This is a genomic window from Amycolatopsis sp. DSM 110486 (assembly GCF_019468465.1).
In the GTDB taxonomy this organism is placed as follows: domain Bacteria; phylum Actinomycetota; class Actinomycetes; order Mycobacteriales; family Pseudonocardiaceae; genus Amycolatopsis.
Window position 1 is genome coordinate 104568 of sequence record NZ_CP080519.1, and the last position, 21466, is coordinate 126033.

At 71.5% G+C, this 21466-nt stretch carries 23 protein-coding genes; 8 read left to right on the forward strand and 15 right to left on the reverse strand.

Annotation, left to right across the window (positions count from 1 at the left end; all coding sequences use genetic code 11):
• Window positions 1–72: 72 nt before the first annotated feature.
• Window positions 73–195 carry an acyl-CoA dehydrogenase family protein gene (locus tag K1T34_RS52985; protein WP_255638205.1) on the reverse strand — a complete coding sequence of 41 codons (123 nt, stop codon included), beginning with the start codon at window positions 193–195 and terminating at the stop codon, window positions 73–75.
• Window positions 196–757: 562 nt separating this feature from the next.
• Between K1T34_RS52985 and K1T34_RS00530 the strand changes: the two genes are divergently transcribed.
• From K1T34_RS00530 to K1T34_RS00550, 5 genes are all read left to right on the forward strand, one after another.
• The gene (locus K1T34_RS00530; RefSeq protein ID WP_220242345.1) at window positions 758–2110 is read left to right on the forward strand and encodes an MFS transporter; all 1353 of its coding nucleotides are present in this window, start codon (window positions 758–760) and stop codon (window positions 2108–2110) included.
• The gene (locus K1T34_RS00535; RefSeq protein ID WP_220246912.1) at window positions 2110–3129 is read left to right on the forward strand and encodes an alcohol dehydrogenase catalytic domain-containing protein; all 1020 of its coding nucleotides are present in this window, start codon (window positions 2110–2112) and stop codon (window positions 3127–3129) included. Before K1T34_RS00530 ends, K1T34_RS00535 begins: the two co-directional genes overlap by 1 nt.
• Window positions 3126–4094 (forward strand): CaiB/BaiF CoA-transferase family protein, encoded by a 969-nt coding sequence (locus tag K1T34_RS00540; protein ID WP_220242346.1) that lies wholly within the window; start codon window positions 3126–3128, stop codon window positions 4092–4094. The genes K1T34_RS00535 and K1T34_RS00540 overlap by 4 nt, the downstream gene beginning before the upstream one ends.
• A gap of 1 nt (window position 4095) precedes the next feature.
• On the forward strand, window positions 4096–4623 hold the full coding sequence (locus K1T34_RS00545; RefSeq protein WP_220242347.1) for a type II 3-dehydroquinate dehydratase: 528 nt from the start codon (window positions 4096–4098) through the stop codon (window positions 4621–4623).
• An 84-nt stretch (window positions 4624–4707) separates the two neighbouring features.
• Window positions 4708–5496, forward strand: a complete 789-nt coding sequence (locus K1T34_RS00550; RefSeq protein WP_220242348.1) for an IclR family transcriptional regulator — start codon at window positions 4708–4710, stop codon at window positions 5494–5496.
• Between the two features lie 7 nt (window positions 5497–5503).
• Here K1T34_RS00550 and K1T34_RS00555 read toward each other — a convergent pair whose 3' ends face one another.
• Window positions 5504–5938 (reverse strand): VOC family protein, encoded by a 435-nt coding sequence (locus tag K1T34_RS00555; RefSeq protein WP_220242349.1) that lies wholly within the window; start codon window positions 5936–5938, stop codon window positions 5504–5506.
• 232 nt (window positions 5939–6170) lie between these two features.
• On the opposite strand from K1T34_RS00555, the gene K1T34_RS00560 reads away from it, so the two are divergent.
• A complete protein-coding gene (locus tag K1T34_RS00560; protein WP_255638206.1) occupies window positions 6171–6740 on the forward strand; it encodes a DUF1062 domain-containing protein in 570 nt (189 codons plus the stop codon).
• 110 nt (window positions 6741–6850) lie between these two features.
• Here K1T34_RS00560 and K1T34_RS00565 read toward each other — a convergent pair whose 3' ends face one another.
• The 8 genes from K1T34_RS00565 to K1T34_RS00600 form a co-directional block, all read right to left on the reverse strand.
• Window positions 6851–7981 carry a hypothetical protein gene (locus K1T34_RS00565; RefSeq protein WP_220242350.1) on the reverse strand — a complete coding sequence of 377 codons (1131 nt, stop codon included), beginning with the start codon at window positions 7979–7981 and terminating at the stop codon, window positions 6851–6853.
• A gap of 10 nt (window positions 7982–7991) precedes the next feature.
• On the reverse strand, window positions 7992–8390 hold the full coding sequence (locus K1T34_RS00570) for a hypothetical protein (protein ID WP_220242351.1): 399 nt from the start codon (window positions 8388–8390) through the stop codon (window positions 7992–7994).
• A 1-nt stretch (window position 8391) separates the two neighbouring features.
• Window positions 8392–9375, reverse strand: coding sequence for a phosphotransferase family protein (locus K1T34_RS00575; protein WP_220242352.1), 984 nt, complete (start codon window positions 9373–9375; stop codon window positions 8392–8394).
• A complete protein-coding gene (locus K1T34_RS00580; protein ID WP_220242353.1) occupies window positions 9372–10586 on the reverse strand; it encodes an acetyl-CoA hydrolase/transferase family protein in 1215 nt (404 codons plus the stop codon). Before K1T34_RS00580 ends, K1T34_RS00575 begins: the two co-directional genes overlap by 4 nt.
• Window positions 10583–11458: a cyclase family protein gene (locus K1T34_RS00585; protein ID WP_220242354.1), complete on the reverse strand. Its 876-nt coding sequence runs from the start codon at window positions 11456–11458 to the stop codon at window positions 10583–10585. The genes K1T34_RS00580 and K1T34_RS00585 overlap by 4 nt, the downstream gene beginning before the upstream one ends.
• Complete coding sequence (locus K1T34_RS00590) at window positions 11455–13050, reverse strand: class I adenylate-forming enzyme family protein (protein WP_220242355.1); 1596 nt, start codon at window positions 13048–13050, stop codon at window positions 11455–11457. Before K1T34_RS00590 ends, K1T34_RS00585 begins: the two co-directional genes overlap by 4 nt.
• 198 nt (window positions 13051–13248) lie before the next feature.
• Window positions 13249–14427 (reverse strand): CaiB/BaiF CoA-transferase family protein, encoded by a 1179-nt coding sequence (locus K1T34_RS00595; protein ID WP_220242356.1) that lies wholly within the window; start codon window positions 14425–14427, stop codon window positions 13249–13251.
• Window positions 14424–15602, reverse strand: coding sequence for an acyl-CoA dehydrogenase family protein (locus K1T34_RS00600; protein ID WP_220242357.1), 1179 nt, complete (start codon window positions 15600–15602; stop codon window positions 14424–14426). The genes K1T34_RS00595 and K1T34_RS00600 overlap by 4 nt, the downstream gene beginning before the upstream one ends.
• 128 nt (window positions 15603–15730) lie before the next feature.
• Between K1T34_RS00600 and K1T34_RS00605 the strand changes: the two genes are divergently transcribed.
• Complete coding sequence (locus K1T34_RS00605) at window positions 15731–16528, forward strand: methyltransferase domain-containing protein (RefSeq protein ID WP_220242358.1); 798 nt, start codon at window positions 15731–15733, stop codon at window positions 16526–16528.
• Window positions 16529–16543: 15 nt separating this feature from the next.
• Here the strand turns inward: K1T34_RS00605 and K1T34_RS00610 are convergent, their stop codons facing one another.
• Together K1T34_RS00610 and K1T34_RS00615 are read right to left on the reverse strand one after the other, a co-directional pair.
• The gene (locus K1T34_RS00610; RefSeq protein ID WP_360586530.1) at window positions 16544–16843 is read right to left on the reverse strand and encodes a hypothetical protein; all 300 of its coding nucleotides are present in this window, start codon (window positions 16841–16843) and stop codon (window positions 16544–16546) included.
• Between the two features lie 242 nt (window positions 16844–17085).
• Window positions 17086–17478, reverse strand: a complete 393-nt coding sequence (locus K1T34_RS00615; RefSeq protein WP_220242359.1) for a MerR family transcriptional regulator — start codon at window positions 17476–17478, stop codon at window positions 17086–17088.
• Between the two features lie 88 nt (window positions 17479–17566).
• Here K1T34_RS00615 and K1T34_RS00620 point away from each other — a divergent pair, with 88 nt between their 5' ends.
• On the forward strand, window positions 17567–18499 hold the full coding sequence (locus K1T34_RS00620) for an LLM class F420-dependent oxidoreductase (protein WP_220242360.1): 933 nt from the start codon (window positions 17567–17569) through the stop codon (window positions 18497–18499).
• A 62-nt stretch (window positions 18500–18561) separates the two neighbouring features.
• On the opposite strand, the gene K1T34_RS00625 is transcribed toward K1T34_RS00620, so the two are convergent.
• Genes K1T34_RS00625 through K1T34_RS00635 form a run of 3 tightly spaced genes read right to left on the reverse strand, consistent with a single transcriptional unit; the run spans window position 18562 to window position 21457 of the window.
• Window positions 18562–19419 (reverse strand): NAD(P)-dependent oxidoreductase, encoded by an 858-nt coding sequence (locus K1T34_RS00625; protein WP_220242361.1) that lies wholly within the window; start codon window positions 19417–19419, stop codon window positions 18562–18564.
• A complete protein-coding gene (locus K1T34_RS00630; protein ID WP_255638207.1) occupies window positions 19416–20480 on the reverse strand; it encodes a zinc-binding dehydrogenase in 1065 nt (354 codons plus the stop codon). Before K1T34_RS00630 ends, K1T34_RS00625 begins: the two co-directional genes overlap by 4 nt.
• Entirely contained in the window at window positions 20477–21457 is a 981-nt protein-coding gene (locus K1T34_RS00635) for a zinc-binding dehydrogenase (protein WP_220242362.1), read from the reverse strand. The genes K1T34_RS00630 and K1T34_RS00635 overlap by 4 nt, the downstream gene beginning before the upstream one ends.
• Window positions 21458–21466 lie beyond the last annotated feature (9 nt).

Below are 21466 nucleotides of genomic sequence, written 5' to 3' on the forward strand. Positions count from 1 at the left end.
GGGGCAAGAAGCAAGGACGGGTCTGAGCAACCGGCCGGACCTCGACCCCCGCGGGTCCGGTCCGGCCACCGCTCACAGCCGGCGCGAGATCACCAGCCGCATGGTGTCCGACGTGTCTTCTTCGAGCTTCGCGTCGCGCATCCACTGCTCGACGGGGAACTCGCGCGAGTAGCCCCAGCCGCCGAGGGCTTGCACGGCGCCCAGGTGTAGAACATCGCGGTCTCCGACGCCTGGAGTTTCGCTATGGCCCCGTTTTTCGTGGCGGGTTCGCCGGCATCGATGCGGCGGGCGGCGTTGAGGGTGAGCAGCCACGCGGACTCGACGGCGTCGACGTCGGCGGCACGTTCGTGATCGGCGCCGGTTCGCTGGTGCTCGGCCTGGTCGTGTTGCTGGTGTGCCGCCGGGTCTACCTCGCTTTCTTCCGCCGCTGAGGAGCGACGCGGAAGGCTTGGAGGAGGCCGAATCCTCTCGCGAGATCTTCGAGTACTACGCCATCGCAGGCCCGCTTCCGCATCGCAACCCGCACCCAGGCCGAGCCGATCATCGGCGACCCCGGTCCCAGGGCGTCTCCTTCACCGGCTCCGAACGCGCTGCTCCGCCGTGTCGCGCGGCACCACCCTCCGCACCGGCGGCGCGCTCCAACCTCGACCTGAGCCTTGTGGCGAAGCCCCCGACGAAGTACCGTCGCCTCATTCGAGTTTAAGAAAGATCTTTCGGTATTTCGAATCGAAGGGACTCGGGGTCAATGGCGACAACGATGAGGGCCACCACGGCGATGGGCAGACGGCGGGTCGCCGTCGCGTGCATCATCGGGAACTTCCTGGAGTACTTCGACTTCGGCGTGTACGGGTTTCTCGCCGTGGCCATCGGGCACGAGTTCTTCCCCGGCGGGTCCAGCGCGGTGGGGCTGCTGAAGTCCCTGGCGGTGTTCGGGGTGGCGTTCGCGGTGCGGCCGCTGGGTGGCGTCGTGTTCGGGCTCATCGGGGACCGGGCCGGACGGAAGGTGTCGTTGTCGGCGAGTGTGGCGCTGATGGGCGTCGCGACGACGTTGATCGGGGTGCTGCCGTCGTACGCGACGATCGGGATCGCGGCGCCGGTGCTGCTGGTGTTGCTGCGGTGCCTGCAGGGGCTGGCCGTGGGCGGCGAGTGGGGTGCGAGCTCGGCCTACCTGATCGAGACGGCGCCGGCCGACCGGCGCGGGATCCCCGGCAGCTTCCCGTCCATGGCGGCGGCGCTGGGGCTCATCTTCGGCGCCCTGCTGTCGCTCGCCTTCCAGCTCTCCCTCAGCGCCGCGGCCCTCGACAGCTGGGGCTGGCGCGTGCCGTTCTTCGTCGCGGCGCCGCTGGCCGCCGTCGGCCTCTACGTCCGCCAGCGGCTGGAGGACACACCGATCTTCGAAGAGCTCGCGAAGAGCGACGCGCCGCGGGCCCGGCTGAAGGACGCGCTGCGCCGCGACCAGGCGAAGGCGATCTTCGTGACCTTCGGGTTCTCCTGGATCTGCGGGGTGGGCCTGTACTTCCTCGGCACCTACGTCGTGAACTACCTGACCGCGACCGCGCACGTCGGCGGCACCCGCGCGACCGTGCTGACCTCGATCGGGCTCGCCATCTACTGCGCGCTGTGCCCGCTCGCGGGCCGGCTGTCCGACCGGCTGGGCCGGCGCCGCACGCTGCTGTTCGGCTGCCTCGGCCACGTCGTGTTCGGCATCCCGGTGTTCATGGCGCTCGGGACCGGGTCGACGCCGGTCGTGATCGTCGCGCTGATCGTGTTCGCGATCTTCCAGGCACCGATCAACGCCAACACCTCGCTGGTGCTCATCGAGATGTTCCCGGCCTCGACGCGGCTCACCAGCGGGGCGCTCGGCTTCAACCTCGGCGTCGGCGCGCCGTCGGGCTTCGCGCCGCTGGTCGCCGCGGCGCTGGTGGTGTCGACCGGGCTGAGCTACGCACCGGGCATCCTGCTGGTCGGCGTCGCACTGATCTGCGGGCTGATCCTGCTGTTCTGGCTGCCGGAGACGGCCGGGCGCGACCTCACGCTCGACGTCGACGCGACCAAGTCCGGCCCCGCCCCGACGATCGCGGGCAAGGTGACCGAGGTCGTGTCGCCGTGATGCGAGCCGCGGTGCTGACGGCGCCGGACCGCTTCGAGGTGCACGACCGCCCGGTCCCCGAACCCACGGCCGACCAGCTGCTCGTGCGGGTGGCCGCGTGCGGGATCTGCGGCCACGACGTGCTGGCGCGCAAGGGTTTGCTGGCCGCCAAACCCGGCCAGGTGCTCGGGCACGAGATCGCCGGACGCGTCGAGGCCGTCGGTCCCGCCGGCAACACTTCGTGGCTGGGCCGCCGGGTCGCGCTCGTGCAGCGGTTCCCGTGCGGCACGTGCGCCGAGTGCGTGGCCGGGCACACCAACACCTGCCGCAGCGGCCCGGGCTTCTACGGCGAGGACCTGCCCGGCGGTTACGCCGAGTACGTCCTCGCCGGGCCGGTCAACGCGGTCGCCCTTCCCGACACCATCGACGACGCCTCAGGCGCGATCCTTTCCTGTGCGCTGGGCACCGGACTGCATGCGCTGCGCCGCACCCGGGCCGCGGCAGGCGACGTCGTGCTCGTGACCGGCGCGAGCGGCGGCGTCGGTGTCCACACGGTACGGATCGCCGCCGCACTCGGCGCCACCGTGATCGCCCTGACGAGCAGTGACATCAAAAGGCAAGCGCTACTGGACTCGGGCGCCCAAGCCGTGGTGACCGTCGCGGAAGGCGCACCGGCCGTGCGCGCGGCCGCCGCGGACCTTGGCCGCCCGCGCGGAGTCGACGTCGCGATCGAGACCACCGGCACCCCGACCTTCACGCTGTCGCTGAAAGCCTTGGCGCCGCACGGAAGGCTGGCCGTCGTCGGCAACACCGACCCCGGCGCCGTCGAAGTCCACTTGGGACTCATGATCCTCAAGGAGCTCGAAATCGTCGGCTCGGCCCACGCGAACCGCCGGGAGCTGCTCGACGTCGTCGACCTCGTCTCCAGCGGCAAGGTGACCCCCGTGCCGCCGCGGGTCTGGCCCCTCGACGACGTCGCCGCCGCCCACGCCGCCGTCGACTCCGGCGCGTTCGTCGGCCGGGCAGTGGTCCGGCCGTGACCGCCCCGCTGCACGGCATGACCGTGCTCGACCTGAGCCAGCAGCTGCCGGGACCATACGCGACCTTCCTGCTCGCGTCACTCGGCGCCGACGTCCTCAAGGTCGAGCCGCCCGCCGGCGACCCGGCCCGCCGCTTCGACCCGCCGATGTTCGAGCGCGTCAACGCCGGCAAGCGCAGCGTTTTCCTCGATTTGAAGTCGCCCGCCGACCGCGAGCGACTGCTGGAGCTGGCAGCCGGGTGCGCGGTGTTCGTCGAGGGCTTCCGCCCCGGCGTCACCGCCCGCCTCGGCTGCGACGAGAAGGCCGTGCGCGAGGTGCGCCCGGACGTCGTCTATTGCTCGATCAGCGGAATGGGCCAGACCGGACCGCTGGCGGGCCATCCCACGCACGACCTGTCGCTGCAGGCCATGGCCGGAATCCTCGGCGATGCGGGAGAGTCCGACCGCATCGGCGTGCCGTGGGTCGACCTCGGCACCGCCACCACGGCCGCACTCGCGATCACCGCGGCGTGGCACGCGGGCGGCGGCACCTTCCTCGACCTGGCGATGCTCGACGTCGCGACGGGCTGGAGCTCGGTCAAACCCCTCGCCGTCACGGAGCCGGAGGCGACCTACGGCGTCGTCGGGGCCACGGACGGCTTCGTCGCCCTCGCGCTGCTCGAAGACCACATGTGGCTCCGCCTGTGCACGGCGCTGGGCTGGCCCGCCGACCCGGCCCTGGCCACCTACGCCGAGCGGCGCGGCCACGCGGCGGAGATCCGCGCGCGGCTGGAAACCGCGTTCGCGCAGTGCACCGTCGCGGAACTGATCGCGCTGGCCCACGAGCACGACCTGCCGCTCGGCCCCACCGACGCCACGGGCGATCCGGACACCGTCGCCCAGCTGCGCGCCCGGGGCCGCGACGGCAGCCCGGCAGCGCGCCACACCCCGTTGCCGCTCAACCTGATCACCCCGCAGGAGTCCTGACATGTCCCTCTCGCGCTTCCGCGGACCGGACCCGACACCGTGGCGCATCGGCGTGATCGACGGCCCGAACATGCCCAACCTCGGCCACCGCTCCGAGACCATCTACGGCCCGATCAAGTCCCTGGCCGACCTCCAAAAGCTCGTGGCCGAGATGGCCGGTGAGCTCGGCGTGTCCGTCGTCCCGTTCGCCTCCAACCACGAGGGCGAGATCCTCGACTTCATCCACCGCACCGCGCGCGAGATCGACGGCTACGTCATCAACCCCGCCGACCTCACCACCTACGGCGAAGCCACGCGCCACGCCCTCGACGACACGACCAAACCCGTCGTCGAATGCCATTTCGCCAACACCGCCCGGCACTTCGCCGAGGTGACGCCGCCGCAGCTCGTGCAGCAGTCGCGGTTCACCTACACCGCGACCGGCCTGGTCATGGGCCTGCGCCAGTACAGCTACCTCGGGGCGCTCCTGGCCCTGACCCTGGCGCTGGACGACGCGGATTTCCTCGCCGGCGGGACCCGCCGGCACTGATCACCCCGGCCGTCTTGCCACCGGCGACGGCCGGGGATCGGCTAGGCTTTTTGGCGGATGACCAGCGACGAAAGGCAGGGGTGCGTGGCAGCCGACACAGGAGCGGAACGGTTCTCGCGGGTGTTCGACACGCTCGAGCTGCTCGTCGGGCACCCGGAGGGCATGACGCTCACCGAGATCGTGAAACGGCTCGGGATGCCGGCGAGCAGCGCCCACAACCTGTTGCAGCGGATGGCCGCCACCGACGTCATCGTGGTCTCCGACGACCTGCGCTACTCGCTCGGCTCGCGCGCGGTGCGCCTGGGCATCCGCATCGTCGACGGCCTGGAGGTGCGTGACGTCGCCCGCCGCCCCCTGCAGGAGCTGACCCGCGCGACCGGCGAGGACGTCTACCTCGCGGTGCGCCTCGGCACGCGGGTGTCCTACATCGACCGGTTCCCCGGCACGCGCCCGATCGCGGTCGACATCCGGCTGGGCCAGTCGCTGTTCCTGCACGCCACGGCCGTCGGCAAGCTGTTCGCCGCGTTCCACCCGCCGCTGCACCGGCGGCTGATGGGCGAACCGCGGCCGCGGCTGACCGAGCACACGCTCACCGAAGAGGCCGATCTCGAGCGCGAGCTGGAGACGATCCGGCGCGCCGGCTACTCCGTGAGCCGCGAGGAAGCCATCCCCGGCGTCGTCGGCTACGGGTTCCCGATCCGCGACGCGTACGGCGAGATCACGGCCGCCATCCACATCTCGGTGCCGCTCGCGCAGATCGACGAGACACACGAGAAGCTGTTGCTGGACAAAGCTTTCGAGGCGGCCGCCTCGATCGAAGCCGACCTGGGCCGCAGCGGTGCGGACCTGTCGCGGCGCGGCCGCCGGGCCTAGCACCGCCTCAGTCGAGGCAGAACTCGTTGCCCTCGACGTCCTGCATCACCAGGCACGACTCGTTCTCCTCGTCGGCGACCAGCAACTGCTGGCGAACCGCGCCGAGCGCGACCAGGCGGGCGCATTCGGCTTCGAGGACGGCGACACGCTCCGCACCCACGAGCCCGGTGCCGACCCGCACGTCGAGGTGCACCCGGTTCTTGACGACCTTGCCTTCGGGCACGCGCTGGAAGTACATCCGCGGGCCGGCGCCGGTGGGATCACCGCACACGAACCCCGCGTCCTGTTTCTCCGGCGGCAGAGAGCGGGTGAACTCGTCCCAGGTCGCGAACCCGTCCGGCGGCGGCGGGACGACGTAGCCGAGCACCTCGCACCAGAACCGCGCGACGCGCTCCGGCGACGCGCAGTCGAAGGTGATCTGGACCTGCCTGACTGACCCCATCGGCCCACCCTAGCCCGGCGTCGTCTTCCCCCGCACGCGAAAACCGGTGGAGCGATGCCGCCGTGCGCCATTACCGTGCTGTCGAACCACGTTGCCCAGGAAAGGGCGTGCCGTTGTACACGCTGTGAGACCTCCCGAGAGCTGATTCGTCGCGCGTCGCGCCTGTGCGCCGCGCTGACTTTTGCTGCGGACTTCTCACAGAAACCAGTGTACTTCTGTGCTCACCCATTGGGTGGTCGAACCCACCCGTTTTCCCGTCCTGCTCCGTCGCTGCACGGCCTGCGGTCACGACCGTTTCCGCGCCAGTGGCAAATTCCGCGTCAACGCAAACCACAAGCTCCTCGACGCCTGGCTCCTCGTGCTCTGCTCCTCGTGCGGAGACACGGCGAAACTATCGGTCCTGGAGCGGGTCAACGTGCGCTCCGTCCGTCCCGAACTGATGGAACGGTTGCACACCAACGATCTCGGCCTCGCCGCCGAGCTGCTCCAGGACCCGGTCGTGCTGCACCGCAACCACGTCGCCCTCGACTGGGCCGGCGCCTGGCGCCTCGACACCGGCGGATCGGATCACCTCGACCGTGAGGTGATCGACGTTTCGGTCCGCTTCGCCGCCCGGATTCCAGTCCGGCCGGTGCGCTTGATCGCCGACGGCTGCGCACTTTCGCGCGCCGAGGTCGAAAGGCTGCTCGCCGAAGGGAAACTCGTTTCGGCGGCCCGCCTGAGCGGCAAGCTCTCCGGCGACTTCACCTTCACGCTGTGTTGTCTGCCCCGGCTCCGCCGGGGCGGGCGACATCGCCTTTGAGCCGGTGTGGGGATCGAGCGGTCGGATCGGCCTGGCGGCCGATCGCACCGCTCAATCCCCACACCGGCGCGATCTCGCGGCGGTGTTCAGTACAAAACCCCCAGCCGGGTTCAGTCCAAAAACGCCCAGCCCGGGCGGCCCGACTTGCAGGTTTCGTAGGCCACGGGGTCGATGGTCTGGTAGATGCCGATCACCGTTTCGCCGTCGCAGGTGACGCGGCACAGGTGTTCGTCCAGACCACGCAGGCTGATGCGGGTGCGGGGGTTCGTGAGGTCGTAGGTCTCGCCCTCGGTCAGCTCCGGGCCGTCGTAGGAGCCCTGGTGGATGCCGCTTTCCGGGGTGCCGCCGTACATGCCGCAGCGCAGGAACGCCGTCTGCAGGCCGAGGTGCTCGTAGTGCAGCTGCTTGACCTCGCCGGTGCCGAGGCGGTAGTCGACGATGCCCTCGGCGAAGATGTCGGTGTCGGGGTCGAAGCGCAGCCGCCGCGTCGGTTTGGCCACGCGCGTCGCGCCGGGCCGGCTGTCGCCGAACGGGTAGTACACGCGGTCGCCCCACAGCGTCCAGTCGGAGAACGGCACGAACGCGTTGCCGGACACGCCCACGTGGAGCCGTCCGCCGAGCGACATCGCCGGCCCGCCCACCCCGCGGCCCGTGCCCCAGTGCCGGTCGCGGGTGCCCGCGGAGCCGGGGCCGAGCTCGACGCGGGTGCCGTCGACCTCGACCCAGCCCTCGACCGTGCCGAAGCCCTCGAACCCGGCGGTGACGTCGTTGCGCCGGCCCGGCGGCGTGCCGTGGGCCGAGTCGGACAGGGGCTCGCGGAACACCTGCCGGGTGGTGTCGCGGAAGGTCAGGTCGTAGCTGATGCCGTGCTCGTTGGGCTCGAGCACGTAGCGCCATTCCCGCAGGCCGCGGATGATCTCCGGGGCGATCGGGCCGATGCGCAGATCGGCGCGGTCCACGCCGAGCGCGCGGAAGCTGCGCACGGAGGTGTGCCGGCCGCGGAAGTTGACGATGGCGTAGGCCTCGGCGCGGTCGAGGTTCGGGTAGAAGCTGCCGCCGGTCGCGACCATGACCTCGCCGGTCGGGTCGTGGCAGATCATCCAGTACCGCTCGTAGGCGCGCGGGTCGCCGGTCGCCATCACGCGGATCGGGTCCGGCGTCTGGTGGATGAGGTAATCGTCCAACGGGGACAGGGGGAACTGCTCGGCGAAGTGCTCGTCGCCGACGGTCAGGTCGCTCATCGCCACCTCCTCAGCTCGGGTCGGCTTCGATCCGACGGACCAGGTACTCGGTGATCTCCCGCCGGGCGGCGGTTCCGTCCGCGGTGTCGGGCAGGTTCGTGATCACGCGGGACAGCAGCGCTCGCAGCTCGGCGTTGCGCTGGGCGGCTTGAGCGACGTCGTAGCCGGCGGGTTCAGCCGCCGCGGGGATCCCGATGTCCTGCGCGTGGCGGGTCAGCAGCTGCGCCATGGTGGCGTTGTCGTTGACGTAGAAGGGAAGCAGCTCGGACCACGAACGGCCGATCTGCTTCAGCAGCCGCCGCACGTTGGCCAGGTTCTCGCGGGAGTCCCGGCTCAGCTCGGCGTCGCCTGCGACGTCGTCCAGCAGGCGCTGCGCACCGTGCAGCTGGTCCTCGATGGTCGGGCGCACGTCAGCTCCTTTCGGCGATCGCGGTCAGCAGGGTCCGCAGCACGCGTCGGGTCGGGCGGTACGGTTCGTCGCTGCGCTCGTCGAGGAAGGCCCGGAGCCCGCTGACCTGCATGACCACGGTTTTGAAGGTCGAGAAAACCACCCACCACTCCAGCGCCGTCTCGTCGACGTCGAGGCCGGTGGTCTCGCGATAGTGGCGGACGAGATCGTCGCGTTCCCACACGCCCTCGATGAGGTGCTCGCGGCGACGCAGGGGCTGCACGACCCAGCCGAGGTCTTCCAGCGGGTCGCCGAGGTGCGCGAGCTCCCAGTCGAGCAGCGCGGAAATGTGGTTGCCTTGCAGCAGGATGTTGCCGGGCTTGAAATCCGCGTGCACGAGCACGGTGCGCGGCGACGCGGGAGCGTGCTCGCGCAGCCACGCAACAGCAAGGTCCACTTCGGGCAGTGCTTCGAGCTGGTCCTGGCGCAACACGGTCTCCCAGCGGTTCAGCTCGGCCAGCGCCGCCTGTTCCCCCGGATCTTCGAGCACGGCGCCGAGGCCGGTCGAGCGCCAGTCGACGGAGTGGACTTGGGCCAGCAGTTCGCAGAACCGCCGGGCCAGGTCGGCGCGTTCGGCCGGCGGGCGGTCGCCGTTGACCACGCGGTAGTCGCAGTCGCCGGGTTCGCGGCGCATGATCAGCGACGGTTTGCCGAGCCACCGGCCGTCCGAGTCGAGCCAGCGGGCCTGCGGCGCCGGGAGCCCGCTCGGTTCCAGGGCGCGCAGGACGGCGAACTCCGTGCCGCGGTCGGTGTCGACCAGGCCGCCTTCGGGGTCGCGGCGCAGGATCAGCGGCTCGCGTTCGTCCGTGGCGGGATCGACGAGGTCGAACACCCAGTTCTCCCGCGAGCGGCCGACGCCGACGCGGGTCAGGTCGACGATCTTCGGGACCGAGCCGAGCTGCGCCGAGAGGAACTCGTGCAGCTGCTCGTCGAGCGTGCTGGTCATGGCGTCTCCCGCAGTGAGGAACGGTGGCCGGGGGCCGCGATGGCGATGAGGGCGTCGGCACGCTCGGTGAGGCTTTTGCCGCGCAGGTCGGCGATCCCGTGTTCGGTGACGACGACGTCCACATGGGACCGTGGTGTGGTGACGGCACCGGCGTGCAAGCCGCGCACGATGCGGGACCGGGTGCCCTCGCCCGTCGTGGCGGGGAGCATCACGACCGAACAGCCGTCCCGCGACTGCTGGGCCGCGCGCAGGTAGTCGGGCTGGCCGCCGATCCCGCCGACGTAGCCGGAGCCGAGCTCCTCCGCGTTGACCTGACCGGTGAGATCCACCTGCAGCGCGGAGTTCATCGCCACGAAGTGGTCGACGTCGGCGAACGCGCCCGGCCGCGACAGGTCCGAGACGGGCCGCACGAGCACCCCGGATTCGACCACCCAGTCGTAGAGCTCCGGGGAGCCGGCGGCCTCGCAGATCGTCACGGCGCCCGGCTCGTCGCTCAGCGCGCCGGAGCGGGCGAGGTCGAGCAGCCAGGAGCCGGCGAGCGTCGAGTGCACGCGCAGGTCGCGTCGGGACTCCAACGCCCGGCCGATCGCCGACGGCAGCGTGCCGACGCCGAGCTGGATCGTCGCACCGTCGGGCACCAGGCCGGCGACGTGCCGCGCGATCGTTTCGTGCACCGGCCCGGTCGTGCCGGCCGTGATCGTCGGCATCGGCCGGGAGCTGAGCACGGTCGCCGTCAGCTGCGAGGAGTGCACGCGGGGCGCGCTCGTGTGCGGCAGGCGGTCGTTGACCTCGGCGACGACGGCGCGGGCACGGCCGAGCAGGTCGTAGGTGTAGTCGACGGACAGACCGAGGCTGTGGTGACCGGTCTCGTCGGCGCTCGACACCTGCAGCGCCACCACGATCTGCTCGGGGTTGCGGCTCGCGAGCGCGCGCGGGACGTCGCGGAAGTGACACGGGATCACGGAGACGGTGCCGTTCGCGGCGAGCCGGCCGAGCGGGCCCAGCGCGCCGAACGACACCAGCGGCAGCTCACGGGCGGCCGGGCCGGTGAGCGCGGTGCTGTGGCTGAGCCCGACGAACACCTCGACGTCGGGCGGGGCCGCCCGCACCAGCTGTTCGAGCAGGGGCGTCGGCTCGCCGGTGCCCTGCGCGACCACGACGAGGTCGCCGGGTTTCAGGACGCCGGTGAGCCAGCCCTCGTCCGCGGTCACAGGACGACCACCGGCGTGACCGGAGTGGCCGTCGAGCCGACGAGCGGGATCGGGGCGAAGACGAACAGGAACGTCGACCGCGATTCGGCCGCCAGCGCGTCACCGAGCCCGGCCAGCTCGAGGTTCTCCAGCAGCGGCACGCCGTGCTGGTGCAGGAGCAGCAGGTGCGCGGGGAACCCGCTGGTCGCCGACTGCTGCTCCACGGCGTAGTTGTCGGCGCCGACGAGCGCGACGTCGCGGTCGGCCAGCCAGCGCGCGGCTTCCTCCGTGATCCCGGGCTCGTCCGCGAAGTAGTCACCGCCGCGGCCTTGCGTTTCCAGCCAGCCGGTGCGGATCAGCACGGCGTCGCCGATTTCGGGCGTGACACCGGTTTCCGCGATGCCGCGGCGCAGCTCGTCGACCCCGACGGGGGCGCTCGGCTCCAGCGGGCCGCCGGTCGCGGCCACCAGGTCCACGAGCACCCCGCGCGTCACGACCGGGAGCAGCTTTTCGGCACCGCAGCGCTGGGCGCCGCGCGTGGTGCGCGTCGAGGCCTGCGAGTGTCCATTGTAGATCTCCTCGCCCGTCCACGCGTGGGACAGCGAGTCGACGTGGGTGCCGCTGTGCGTCGGGAACTGCACGGTGTCCTCGGCGAACCGGAAGCCGCCCGGCGAACGCGCACCCAGGGCGTAGTCGCCGGCGTCGCGGTTCATGAACCGCATCGGCCCCGGCCGGTGGCGCGGCGACGCGGTGGCCGGGCCGAGCGGCTGGGCGAGGCTGAGCGTCCGGCCCGACCGCACGAGCCCGGCCGCGCGGCGCGTGACGTCGGGGGTGACGAGGTTGAGGGCGCCGGCCTCGTCGCCGGTGCCCCAGCGGCCCCAGTTGCCCGTCATGGCGTGCCTGCTTTCAGCTTGTCCTGCACGAGTTTCTCCGCCTCGTCGCGCAACGTCCGGCGGACGAGCTTGCCGGTGCCGGTCTTCGGCAGCTGTTCGACGATCGCCACCGCCCACGGCACCTTGTACCCCGCGATGCGCTCCTTGCAGTGGGCGATCACGTCCTGCGCGGTGAGCTTTCCGCCGCGCGCCACGACGAACGCCACCACGACCTCGTCGCGGCTCGGGTGCGGCGCGCCGAGCACCACAGCCTCGGCCACCTCCGGATGGCCCGACAGGAAGCTCTCGACCTCGGCCGGGGAGACGTTGATGCCGGAGGTCTTGATCATGTCGGTGATCCGGCCGACGAACGAGACGGTGCCGTCGGCGTTGACCATTCCACGGTCGCCGGTGCGGAACCAGCCGTCGCCGGTGAAGGCGTCCGCGTTGGCTTCGTCGTCGTTGAGGTAGCCCGGCGTCAGGCGGCCGCGCACCTGCAGCTCCCCCGGCTCGCCCGCGGGCAGCAGCGCGCCGGTTTCCTGGTCGGCCACCCGGATCTCGACGCCGGTCAGCGGCTCGCCCTGCGTGCTCAGGCGCGTTCCGAGCGGCATGCGATGGTCGGTCACGCAGCAGTTGCCGTAGGTCTCGGTCGAGCCGTAGACGTTGCACATCTCGCTGATGCCCAGCTGCGTGATCGCGCGCTCGACTTCTTCGGGGCGGCCGATGGTCAGCCCGGTGCGCAACGAGTCCACCGCCCGCACGCGCTCCGCCGGTCCGTTGACGAGCGCGTCGACCATGGCGGGCAACAGGTACGCGGCCGTCACGCGCTCCGCCGCCATCAGCTCGGCCGCGATTCGGGGTTCGAACTGCTCCTGCAGCACGAAGCACGCCTGGTGCGTCATCGTGGTCATGAGCGCGTTGGCGCAGCCGAAACTCCAGAACAGCGGGGAGCCGAACCACACGCGGTCGTCGGCGGACAGGCCCATGCGCTCGCCGATGTGGAAGCCGTTGAGGATCAGGTCGCGATGGCACAGCGGGACGGCCTTGGGGTTCTTCGTGGAGCCCGAGGTGTAGAGCACGAAGGCGGGTTCGCCGGGATCGGCTTTCGCCGGGGTGGCCGGCGGCTTCGGCAGATCGGCCCACGCCAGCGCCCCGTCCGGCACGGCGTCGCCGAGCACGACGACGTGCCTCAGCTCCGGGAACACCTCCCCCGGTTTCCCCAGGTCCGGCACCAGCTTCCGCAGCTCGCCGACGAGGTCGTTGCCCCGTACCCGGTCCACCATCACCAGCACCGACGCTTTCGAGCTGGTCAGCAGGTACTCGATGTCGTAGGCCTTGACCCACGTGTTGAACGCGTCGACCCGCGCCCCGGCCGCCATCGCCCCGAACGCCACCGGCACCCACGCGGCATCGTTCGGCGCCAGCAGCGCGACGACGTCCCCTTCACCGACGCCGATCCCCTGCAACGCCCTGCGCGCGTCGTCCATCCGCTCGTTCAGCTGCGCGTACGTCAGCCGCACGCCGCCGACCACGAAGGCCTCCCGTTCCGGATCGGCCGCGGCACCCGCGCGCAGCAGGTCGGGCAGGGTCTCGGCAGCAGGCGTCGTGGTCATCGCGACATCATCGTCACTTTCGTAATCTCGAATCGAAATTCGTATATCCGTAAGCTACCGGCCGCGCGCCGAGGGAGTCAAGACGATCGGCAGCTGCGGCGAGAGCCGGCCGCGGGCACGACAACGCCGGCCCCGGAACCACCGCTGGTACCAACGGGTTCCGCAGGGCCACGACGAAGTCCGGCGACAGCCGGTATCTCACGCCCGGGGCGGGCCTGCGATTCCGCGGGCGATGACGTCGTCGGCGTCCACACCGGACTCCGCGAGCAGGGCGCGCGTGTGCTGGCCCAGCGCGGGGACGTCGCCCATGCGGGCTTCGACGTCGGCGAAGGTCGCGGGCGGCAGCAGGGCGTCGATCTCGGCGAACTCGGTGCCGACCTTGCGCCAGCGGTCACGGGCGCGCAGCTGGGGGTGGTCGACGACCTGGCCGACTTCCTTGAGCTGAGCGGCGGGAACGCCGGCCGCGGCGAGGCGCTCGTCGAGCTCGGCGTTGGTCCAGCGGACGGTGTGGCCGGCGACCGCGGCGTCGCAGGCGGCGCGGTGGGCGACGCGGTCGACGTTGGTGGTGAACCGCGGGTCGTCGGCGAGTTCGGGGGCCTCGAGCACGGCGGTGACCAGGGTGCGCCAGCCGCTGTCGTTCTGGACGCCGATCAGCATCTGGCCATCGCGGGCCGGGAAGGCGTCGTACGGGGCGATCGAGCTGTGGCTCAGCCCCATGCGGGCGGGCTGGGTGCCGGCGTACATCTGCGTGTAGAGCGCGTAGCCCATCCACTCGACGGTGGCCTCCAGCATCGAGACCTCGATGGTGGCGCCCTCGCCGGTGCGCCAGCGGCGCAGCAGCGCGGCCAGCACGGCCTGCGAGCAGTACATGCCCGACGCGATGTCGGCGGTCGGGATGCCGGTCTTCGCCGGCGTCTCGGGCGTGCCAGTGATGGCGATGAGCCCGGCCTCGGCCTGGATGAGCATGTCGTAGGCCTTGCGCTGCTCCATCGGCCCGCCGGCGCCGAAGCCGGACACGTTCACCACGACCAGTTCCGGGTGCTCGGCGCGCAGATCACCGAACCCGAGGCGGTCGGCGGCACCGGGGGCGAGGTTCTGCACGAACACGTCCGCGCCGGCGACGAGCCGGCGCGCGATGTCGCGGCCCTCCGGCACTTTCAGGTCGAGCGCGATCGACTCCTTGCCCCGGTTGAGCCACACGAAATGCGCCCCGGTGCCGTGGACGACGTGGTCGTAGCCGCGCGCGAAGTCGCCACCGTCGATGCGCTCGATCTTGATCACGCGGGCACCGAGGTCGGCGAGGTTGCGGGTGGCCAGAGGAGCGGCGACGGCCTGCTCGACCGCGACGACGGTGACCCCTTCGAGCGGGCGCGTCACGACTGCTTCCGCTTCTCGGCGCGCACGAGCCCGCCGCCGACGATGAGCCGCTGGATTTCGCTGGTCCCTTCGTAGAGCCGCATGAGCCGCACGTCGCGGTAGATACGCTCGACCGGGACCTCGCGCAGGTAGCCGCTGCCGCCGTGGATCTGCACCGCCAGGTCGGCGGTCTTGCCGGCCATCTCGGTGCAGAACAGCTTCGCCGCCGACGGCGCGATCCGGCGGTCCTCCCCCGTCACGTACAGCCGCGCGGCCTCGCGGGCCAGCGCCCGGCCGGCGAGCACGCCCGTCTGCTGGTCGGCGATCATCGCCTGCACCAGCTGGAAGTCCCCGATCACCGTGCCGCCCTGGGTCGCGGTCGCGGCGTAGGAGACCGACTCGTCGAGCGCCCGTTGCGCGGCACCGACGGCCAGCCCGGCCATGTGGACGCGGCCGCGGGCCAGCGACGTCATCGCGGCCCTGTACCCGACCTCACCGTCTCCGCCGACCAGGGCCTCGGGGCCGACGCGGACCCCGGTGAAGGTGACTTCCGCGGTGCGCGAGCCCTCCTGCCCCATCTTGGCGTCCTTCGGGCCGACCGTGATTCCCGGCGCGTCGGCCGGCACGAGGAACACCGCGATGCCCGTGCCGGAATCCGACGCCGGCCGCGTGCGGGCGAACACGACGAACAGGCCGGCCTCGGTGGCGTTGGTGATGAACTGCTTGCCGCCGTCGATGACCCAGCCGTCGCCGTCCGGTTTGGCGGTGGTGCGCAGGCCTGCCGGGTTCGACCCGGCGCCGGGTTCGGTGAGCGCGAACGAGGCGACGATCTCGCCCGAGGCGATGCCCGGCAACCACCGCGCGCGCTGCTCCTCGGTGCCGAACCCGACCAGGACCTGGCCCGCGATGCCGTTGTTCGTGCCGAACATCGAGCGCAGGGACAGCGACGTGTACCCCAGCGCCATGGCGACCTCGACGTCCTGCACGAGATCGAGGCCGAGACCGCCCCACTCCTGCGGGATCGCGTAGCCGAACAACCCCATCTCGGCGGCTTGGGCCCGAAGATCGGCGGGAATGGCGTCCGTGGTCATGATCTCGACCTCGCGAGGCATCACGCGGGTGCGCACGAAGTCGTTGATCTGACCGAGGACGGCCGCGAACACGTCGTCGGGGACGTCGGGGTTGCCCAGGTACATGGCGATCAGTATCCGCCGAGCGGCCGCACCTCGCCCAGCCCCGCTCAGCCGCACGATTCCGTTTCGCCGCTGGTCCAGATGCCGAGAACGGCGTCCCGATCACTGAGAAGCTGAGCTAGGCTCACGATGTGACGTCCTACACCCATGGTCACCAGGAATCCGTGCTCCGCTCACATCGCTGGCGGACCGCCGAAAACTCGTGCGCGTACCTCCTGCCCCGGCTCGCGCCCGGGCAGGCGCTGCTCGACATCGGCAGCGGGCCCGGGACGATCACCGCCGACCTCGCCGCGCTGGTGGCTCCGGGCCGGGTCACCGGCGTCGAGATCACCGACGCGGCCCGCCGGCTCGGCGAAGCAGAGGCCGCCCGGCGCGGCTTGGGCAACGTCGAGTTCGTTGTCGGCGACGTCCACGCGCTCGACTTCCCCGACGACACCTTCGACGTCGTCCACGCCCACCAAGTGCTGCAGCACGTCGCCGACCCGGTGCTGGCCCTGCGCGAAATGCGACGCGTGTGCCGCCCCGGCGGTCTCGTCGCCGCGCGCGACGCCGACTACCAGGCCTTCACCTGGCACCCCGCGGACCCGGCGCTCGACCGCTGGCTCGAGCTCTACCGCCAGGCCTTCCGCGCCAACGGCAGCGAGCCCGACGCCGGCCGGCGGCTGCTCACCTGGGCCCACGCCGCGGGCTTCACCGACGTCGTCCCGTCGTCCGCCACGTGGTGCTTCGCCACACCCGAAGACCGCGCCTACTGGGGCAGCATGTGGGCCGAGCGCGTCCTGAACTCCGACACCACCACCCAGATCCTCCGCGACGGCCTCGCGCAGCCGGCCGAGCTCGAGGAGATCTCCACCGCGTGGCGCCGCTGGGTCGACGACCCCGACGGCTGGTTTTCCGTCCTGCACGGCGAAATCGTGGCCGTCGCGTAAAGCCAGCGCGAGAAATCAGATTTCGTCGACCTGATACGCGACCACACTCGCGGGCACGAGCAGCGCACCGTTGCATTCCGCGGTCGCCGGGCCGAATCCGTACGGGACGAAATCACCCGCCGCGAACCAGAACGCGTTTCCGCTCGCACAGTGGGCGATCACGCGGTAGCCGTGACCTTCGCCGGGCAGGCACGAAACACTGATGCCCTGTCCGAAAAAGATGCTGTAGCGCTCCCCGAAACAGCCCGCCGCGGCGAACTGGTCACCACTCGCCGCGGCGGGAACAGCGGACAGACCCAGCAAAGAAAACAACACCGCGGCAAGAACAAGCAGATTCCGACGCACAATTCCTCCCAGGCACGAGGATCTCGACCTTTTCCAGCGTAGAAGCGCGGGAGAATTACCGGCAATTCATCGGGCGAGTGAGTGAAAGCCAGCGGAACGTCACAGCGCTGCTCCATTGGAGCCGGCCCGGGCACCCACCGGACACGTCCGCGCGACGGCCCGGCACACCCCGCAGAACTCGGGACCGTTTCACTGCCGGCGCCCGGGGAGGCTCAGGACATGGCCTTGCTCCCGGCGTTCGCTGCCTTGACGTTGACGACCGCGTCGAGGTAATCGGCGATCGCGTCCCGGTTGCGGGTCAGGAACTCGATGCGTTCGGTCAGCCGGTCTTGCTCGCGGTGCAGGGTGGTGATCATCTCGAGGGTCACGTCGGGCACGTAGATGGTCTGCGGCTTGTCCAGGCACGGCAGGAGCTGCTCGATGATGCGGGTCGGCAGCCCCGCGTCGAGCAGTCCCTTGATCTGCCGGACGACGTCCACGTGCGACTCGGTGTACTCCCGGTACCCGTTGCCGCCGCGGCTCGGCGCGAGCAGGCCCTGTTCCTCGTAGTAGCGCAGCAGCCGGGTGGAGACGCCCGTGCGCTCCGCGAGCTCACCGATTCTCATGTGTCCGAGACTACGTTGACCTTCACACCAATGTGAATGTTCAGACTCGGTCCGGTCAGGACAATCACGACTCGCTCGGAGAACTGTCATGAAGCTCGGACTCCGCCTGCCCCAACGACTGGGTGTGGACCTGCGGCACGACGTGGTCGAAGCGGCCCGCACGGCGGAAGCGGCCGGTTACGCCGGCTTGTGGACCTACGAACGGCTGCTCTTCCCGGAGAAGCCCCTCGAACCGTACGGGGTGCCGAACGCGCCGTGGCCCGCCGCGCAGCGGCAGGCCGCCGATCCCCTGGCCGTGCTCACCGCCGCCGCGGTGGTGACCAGCACCGTGCGCCTCGGCACGTCCGTCCTGGTCGCCCCGCTCCACCTGCCCATCCAGCTGGCGAAGGAGCTGGCCACGGTCGACCAGCTCAGCGGCGGCCGTGTGATCGCGGGCCTGAGCACCGGCTGGTCGACCGACGAGCTCCAGGCCGCCGGCACCACGCGCGCCGACCGCGGCCGCATCCTCGACGAGACCCTCGACGTGTTCGACGCCGCGTGGGGCCCGGACCCGGTGACCTTCCGCGGCACCCGCACGGTCATCGACAACGCGGCGGTCCTGCCCAAGCCCGTGTCGAAGATCCCCGTCATGCTGGGCGGCGGTGGCGACTCCCGCGCCCTGCGGCGCATCGCCGAGCGCGCCGACGGCTGGCTGCCGCTGCTCACCACCCCCGGCCCGGCCGGCACCGCCGAACTGCGCACCGGCTGGGACCGCATCCGGGAGCTGGCCACCGACTACGGCCGCGACGCGAGCCGGATGGAGATGGTCGTAGTCGGCAACGTCACCTTCACCGACCGCCCGGCCGGCCCCGATCGCACCGCGTTCGTCGGCACCCTCGACCAGATCCTGGAAGACGTCCACACGGCCGCCGAGGCGGGCGCGGACGAGCTCATCGTGGACCTGAACCTGCAAGACTGGTTCACCAGCACCCGGCAGATGCTCGAGACCGCCGTGGAAATCCGCGACCGGGCCGACGTCTGACCGGCGACGCCACCGGCGACGCAACCGGTTCCGGGGCCACCGCCTGACCAGCGCCGGAGCGCTCAGCTCCCGTTGTACAGCCGCGCGAGCGTCGCCATGTCCTCCTGTCCGAGACCGGCCGACTGGGCCCGGTGCACGACGTCGACGGCGGTCCGCACCGTCGGGCTCTGCCGCGCCGGGTCGGGAACCGCGTCGAGGAACAGTTCGAGGTCCTTGCGCACCAGGTCCACCGCGAAGGCCACCGGAGGGTTGGTCTCGGACAGGAAGGCGTCGCGCTTGTAGCGCACGAACGGGGCGGCGATGGCGGACTCGCCGATCGTGTCGTAGGCCGTGCGCAGGTCGATGCCCGCGCGCGTCGCGGTGCCGAGGACCTCGCCGAGGGTGGCGTTGAAGGTGTGCAGCAGGGCATTGACGCACAGCTTCAGCGTCGAGGCCGTGCCGACCGGTCCGATGTGGATGGTCCGCCCGCCCAGGAACCGCAGCACCGGGTCCGCCGCGGACAGGTCCTCGGCCGCACCGCCGAACATGATCGTCAACGACCCGGAGCGGGCCGCGCCGACCGACCCGGACACCGGGGCCTCGGCGAACCGGATCCCGTGCCCGGCCAGGGTTTCCGCCACTTCGCGCGCGACCGTCGGCCCGGAGGTGCCCATGTCGAGCACCAGCGTGGTCCCGGCGAGCGCGTCGACGACCCCGGTCAGCACGGCCCGCAAGGCCGGCCCGTCGGCGAGCATGGCGATCACCACGTCGGCCCCGGTCACGGCGTCGGCCGCCGAGGCCGCGACCCGGTCCGGCGGAATTCCGGCTCGGCGCGCCCGTTCGGGATCGCGGTTCCAGCCGACGACGTCGACGCCGCTGTCGACCAGCCGCAGGAGCAGCTGCGAGCCCATCGCGCCCAGGCCCAGCACCGCGACCTTCACGAGCGCCTCCCCGGGTCGATGAGGACCTTGCCGTCCACTCCCCCGGCAGCCAGCCGCGCGAGGCCGCGGTCGGTGAGCTCGTCGAGCCCGATCACCGAGTCGAGCAGCTCGGCACCGAGCACACCGGCGGAAAGGATCTCCAACGCCGGCACCAGATCCGCCCCGCACACGTGCGCCACCGTCGACTCGACGGTGATCTCGCGCAGCACCAGGCCGAACAGGTCCACCGCGGGCGCCTGCTTGGGCAGGCCGACGGCGAGGATCCGTCCGCCGTCGGTGACCATCCGCAGCGCGTTCTCGAACTGCCCCGGCGCACCGCTGGCCTCGATGACCACGTCGGCGCCACGCCCACCGGTCAGCTCCCGCACCGCCTCGACGACGTCGCCCGCCGCGTCCACGGTCCGGGTGGCGCCGAGCCGGGCGGCCCGGTCCAGCTTGTCGCCGGCGAAGTCGACCACGGTGACGTCGGCGTCGTCCAGGTGCCGCAGCCCGGCCAGGACGAAGGAGCCGATGGCACCGGCGCCGATGACCACCACGGTGTCACCAGGCCGGACGCCCGCCCGCCGCGCGGCGTGCAGGCCGACGGCCAGCGGCTGCGCCAGCCCGGCGTGGTCGAGGGGAACCCCCGCCGGGATCGGGCGGAGCATGCCGGCGGGTGCGGCGACGTATTCCGCGAGCCCGCCGGGGGCGTTGAGCCCGAGCGTGTAGTACCGGCGGCACAGGTTGGTGCGGCCCTCACCGCAGCGATCGCACTGTCCACAGGAGACACCGGCGCCGGCGGCGACCAGATCGCCCGCGGCGAACCCCTCGCCGGCGTCCACGACCTCGCCGACGAACTCGTGGCCGATGATCATCGGGCCAAGGTGCCCGCTGCCGGGGTGGCGCCGGGTGAGCGGCACCATCTTCGGGCCGGCCGCCCACTCCGTGGCGTCAGAGCCGCAGATCCCGCTGCGCCGCACGGCGACGAGCACCTCGCCGTCGCGAAGCCGGGGCACCGGCACCTCTTCGATCCGGACGTCCTGGCGGCCGTGGTAGACGGCCGCCCTCATGGTCGGGGTCACCGCGCGGCCTCGAACTCGAGGTGCACCTTGATGTTCTTCGCCGTGTCGCGCGAGGCGGTGATCGCCTCCGCGGCCCGCTCCACGGGGAACCGGCCGGTCACCAGGTCGGACAGGTCGAGTCCGGCGCGGGCGAGGAACCGCAGCGTCTCCGGCCACACCCCCGGTGAACCGATGATGCCGCGGATGCTCAGCTCCTTCGACTGGATGAGACCCAGCGCGGCAGGCGCGCTGCCGCCCACGTCGATGCCGACGTACACGACCCGCGCGCCGTGCGCGGCGACCTCCAGCACGTCGGCCATCACCGACGGCCGCCCCGTCGCCTCGATCACCACGGTGCCACCGACGCCGCCGGTCGCCTCGGCCACCTGCTCCGCGATCGGCCCGGCCGTCGGGTCGAGCACCACCTCGGCGCCGAGCTTGCGCGCCGCTTCCGCGCGCCCGGCCGCCGGCTCGACGGTGATGGTGCGCGCGCCCAGCGCCGCGGCACCGGCGGTGACACCGAGACCGATCGGACCGGCGCCGAACACCACCACCGTGTCGCTGGCGTTGACGTTGCCCGCCTTCATCAGCGCGTGGTATCCGCAGCTGAACGGCTCGACGAGCGCGCCGTCGGTGAACGACAGCGAATCGGGCAGCCGGTGCAGCCACGCGGGTTTGGCGACGAAGAACTCCGCCGCCGCACCGCTGACCGAGAAGCCGAAGTGGTCGTCGCCGATCACGCACTCGCCCACCACGCGGTCGCCGGGCGCGAACTCCGTGACGTCGGCACCGGTCTCGACGATCTGGCCCGCCCACTCGTGCCCCGGGATGATCGGATAGGAGAACGGGATGATGTAACGGCCTTCGAGCAGGTCGATGTCGGAGTGGCAGATGCCGACCGAGCGGGCCGCGACGAGCACCTCGTCGGCGGCGATCCGCGGCACCTCCAGCTCGTCGACGGACACCGTGTCCGCCGCGGTGAACCTCAGGGCTTTCATCGTCTTGCT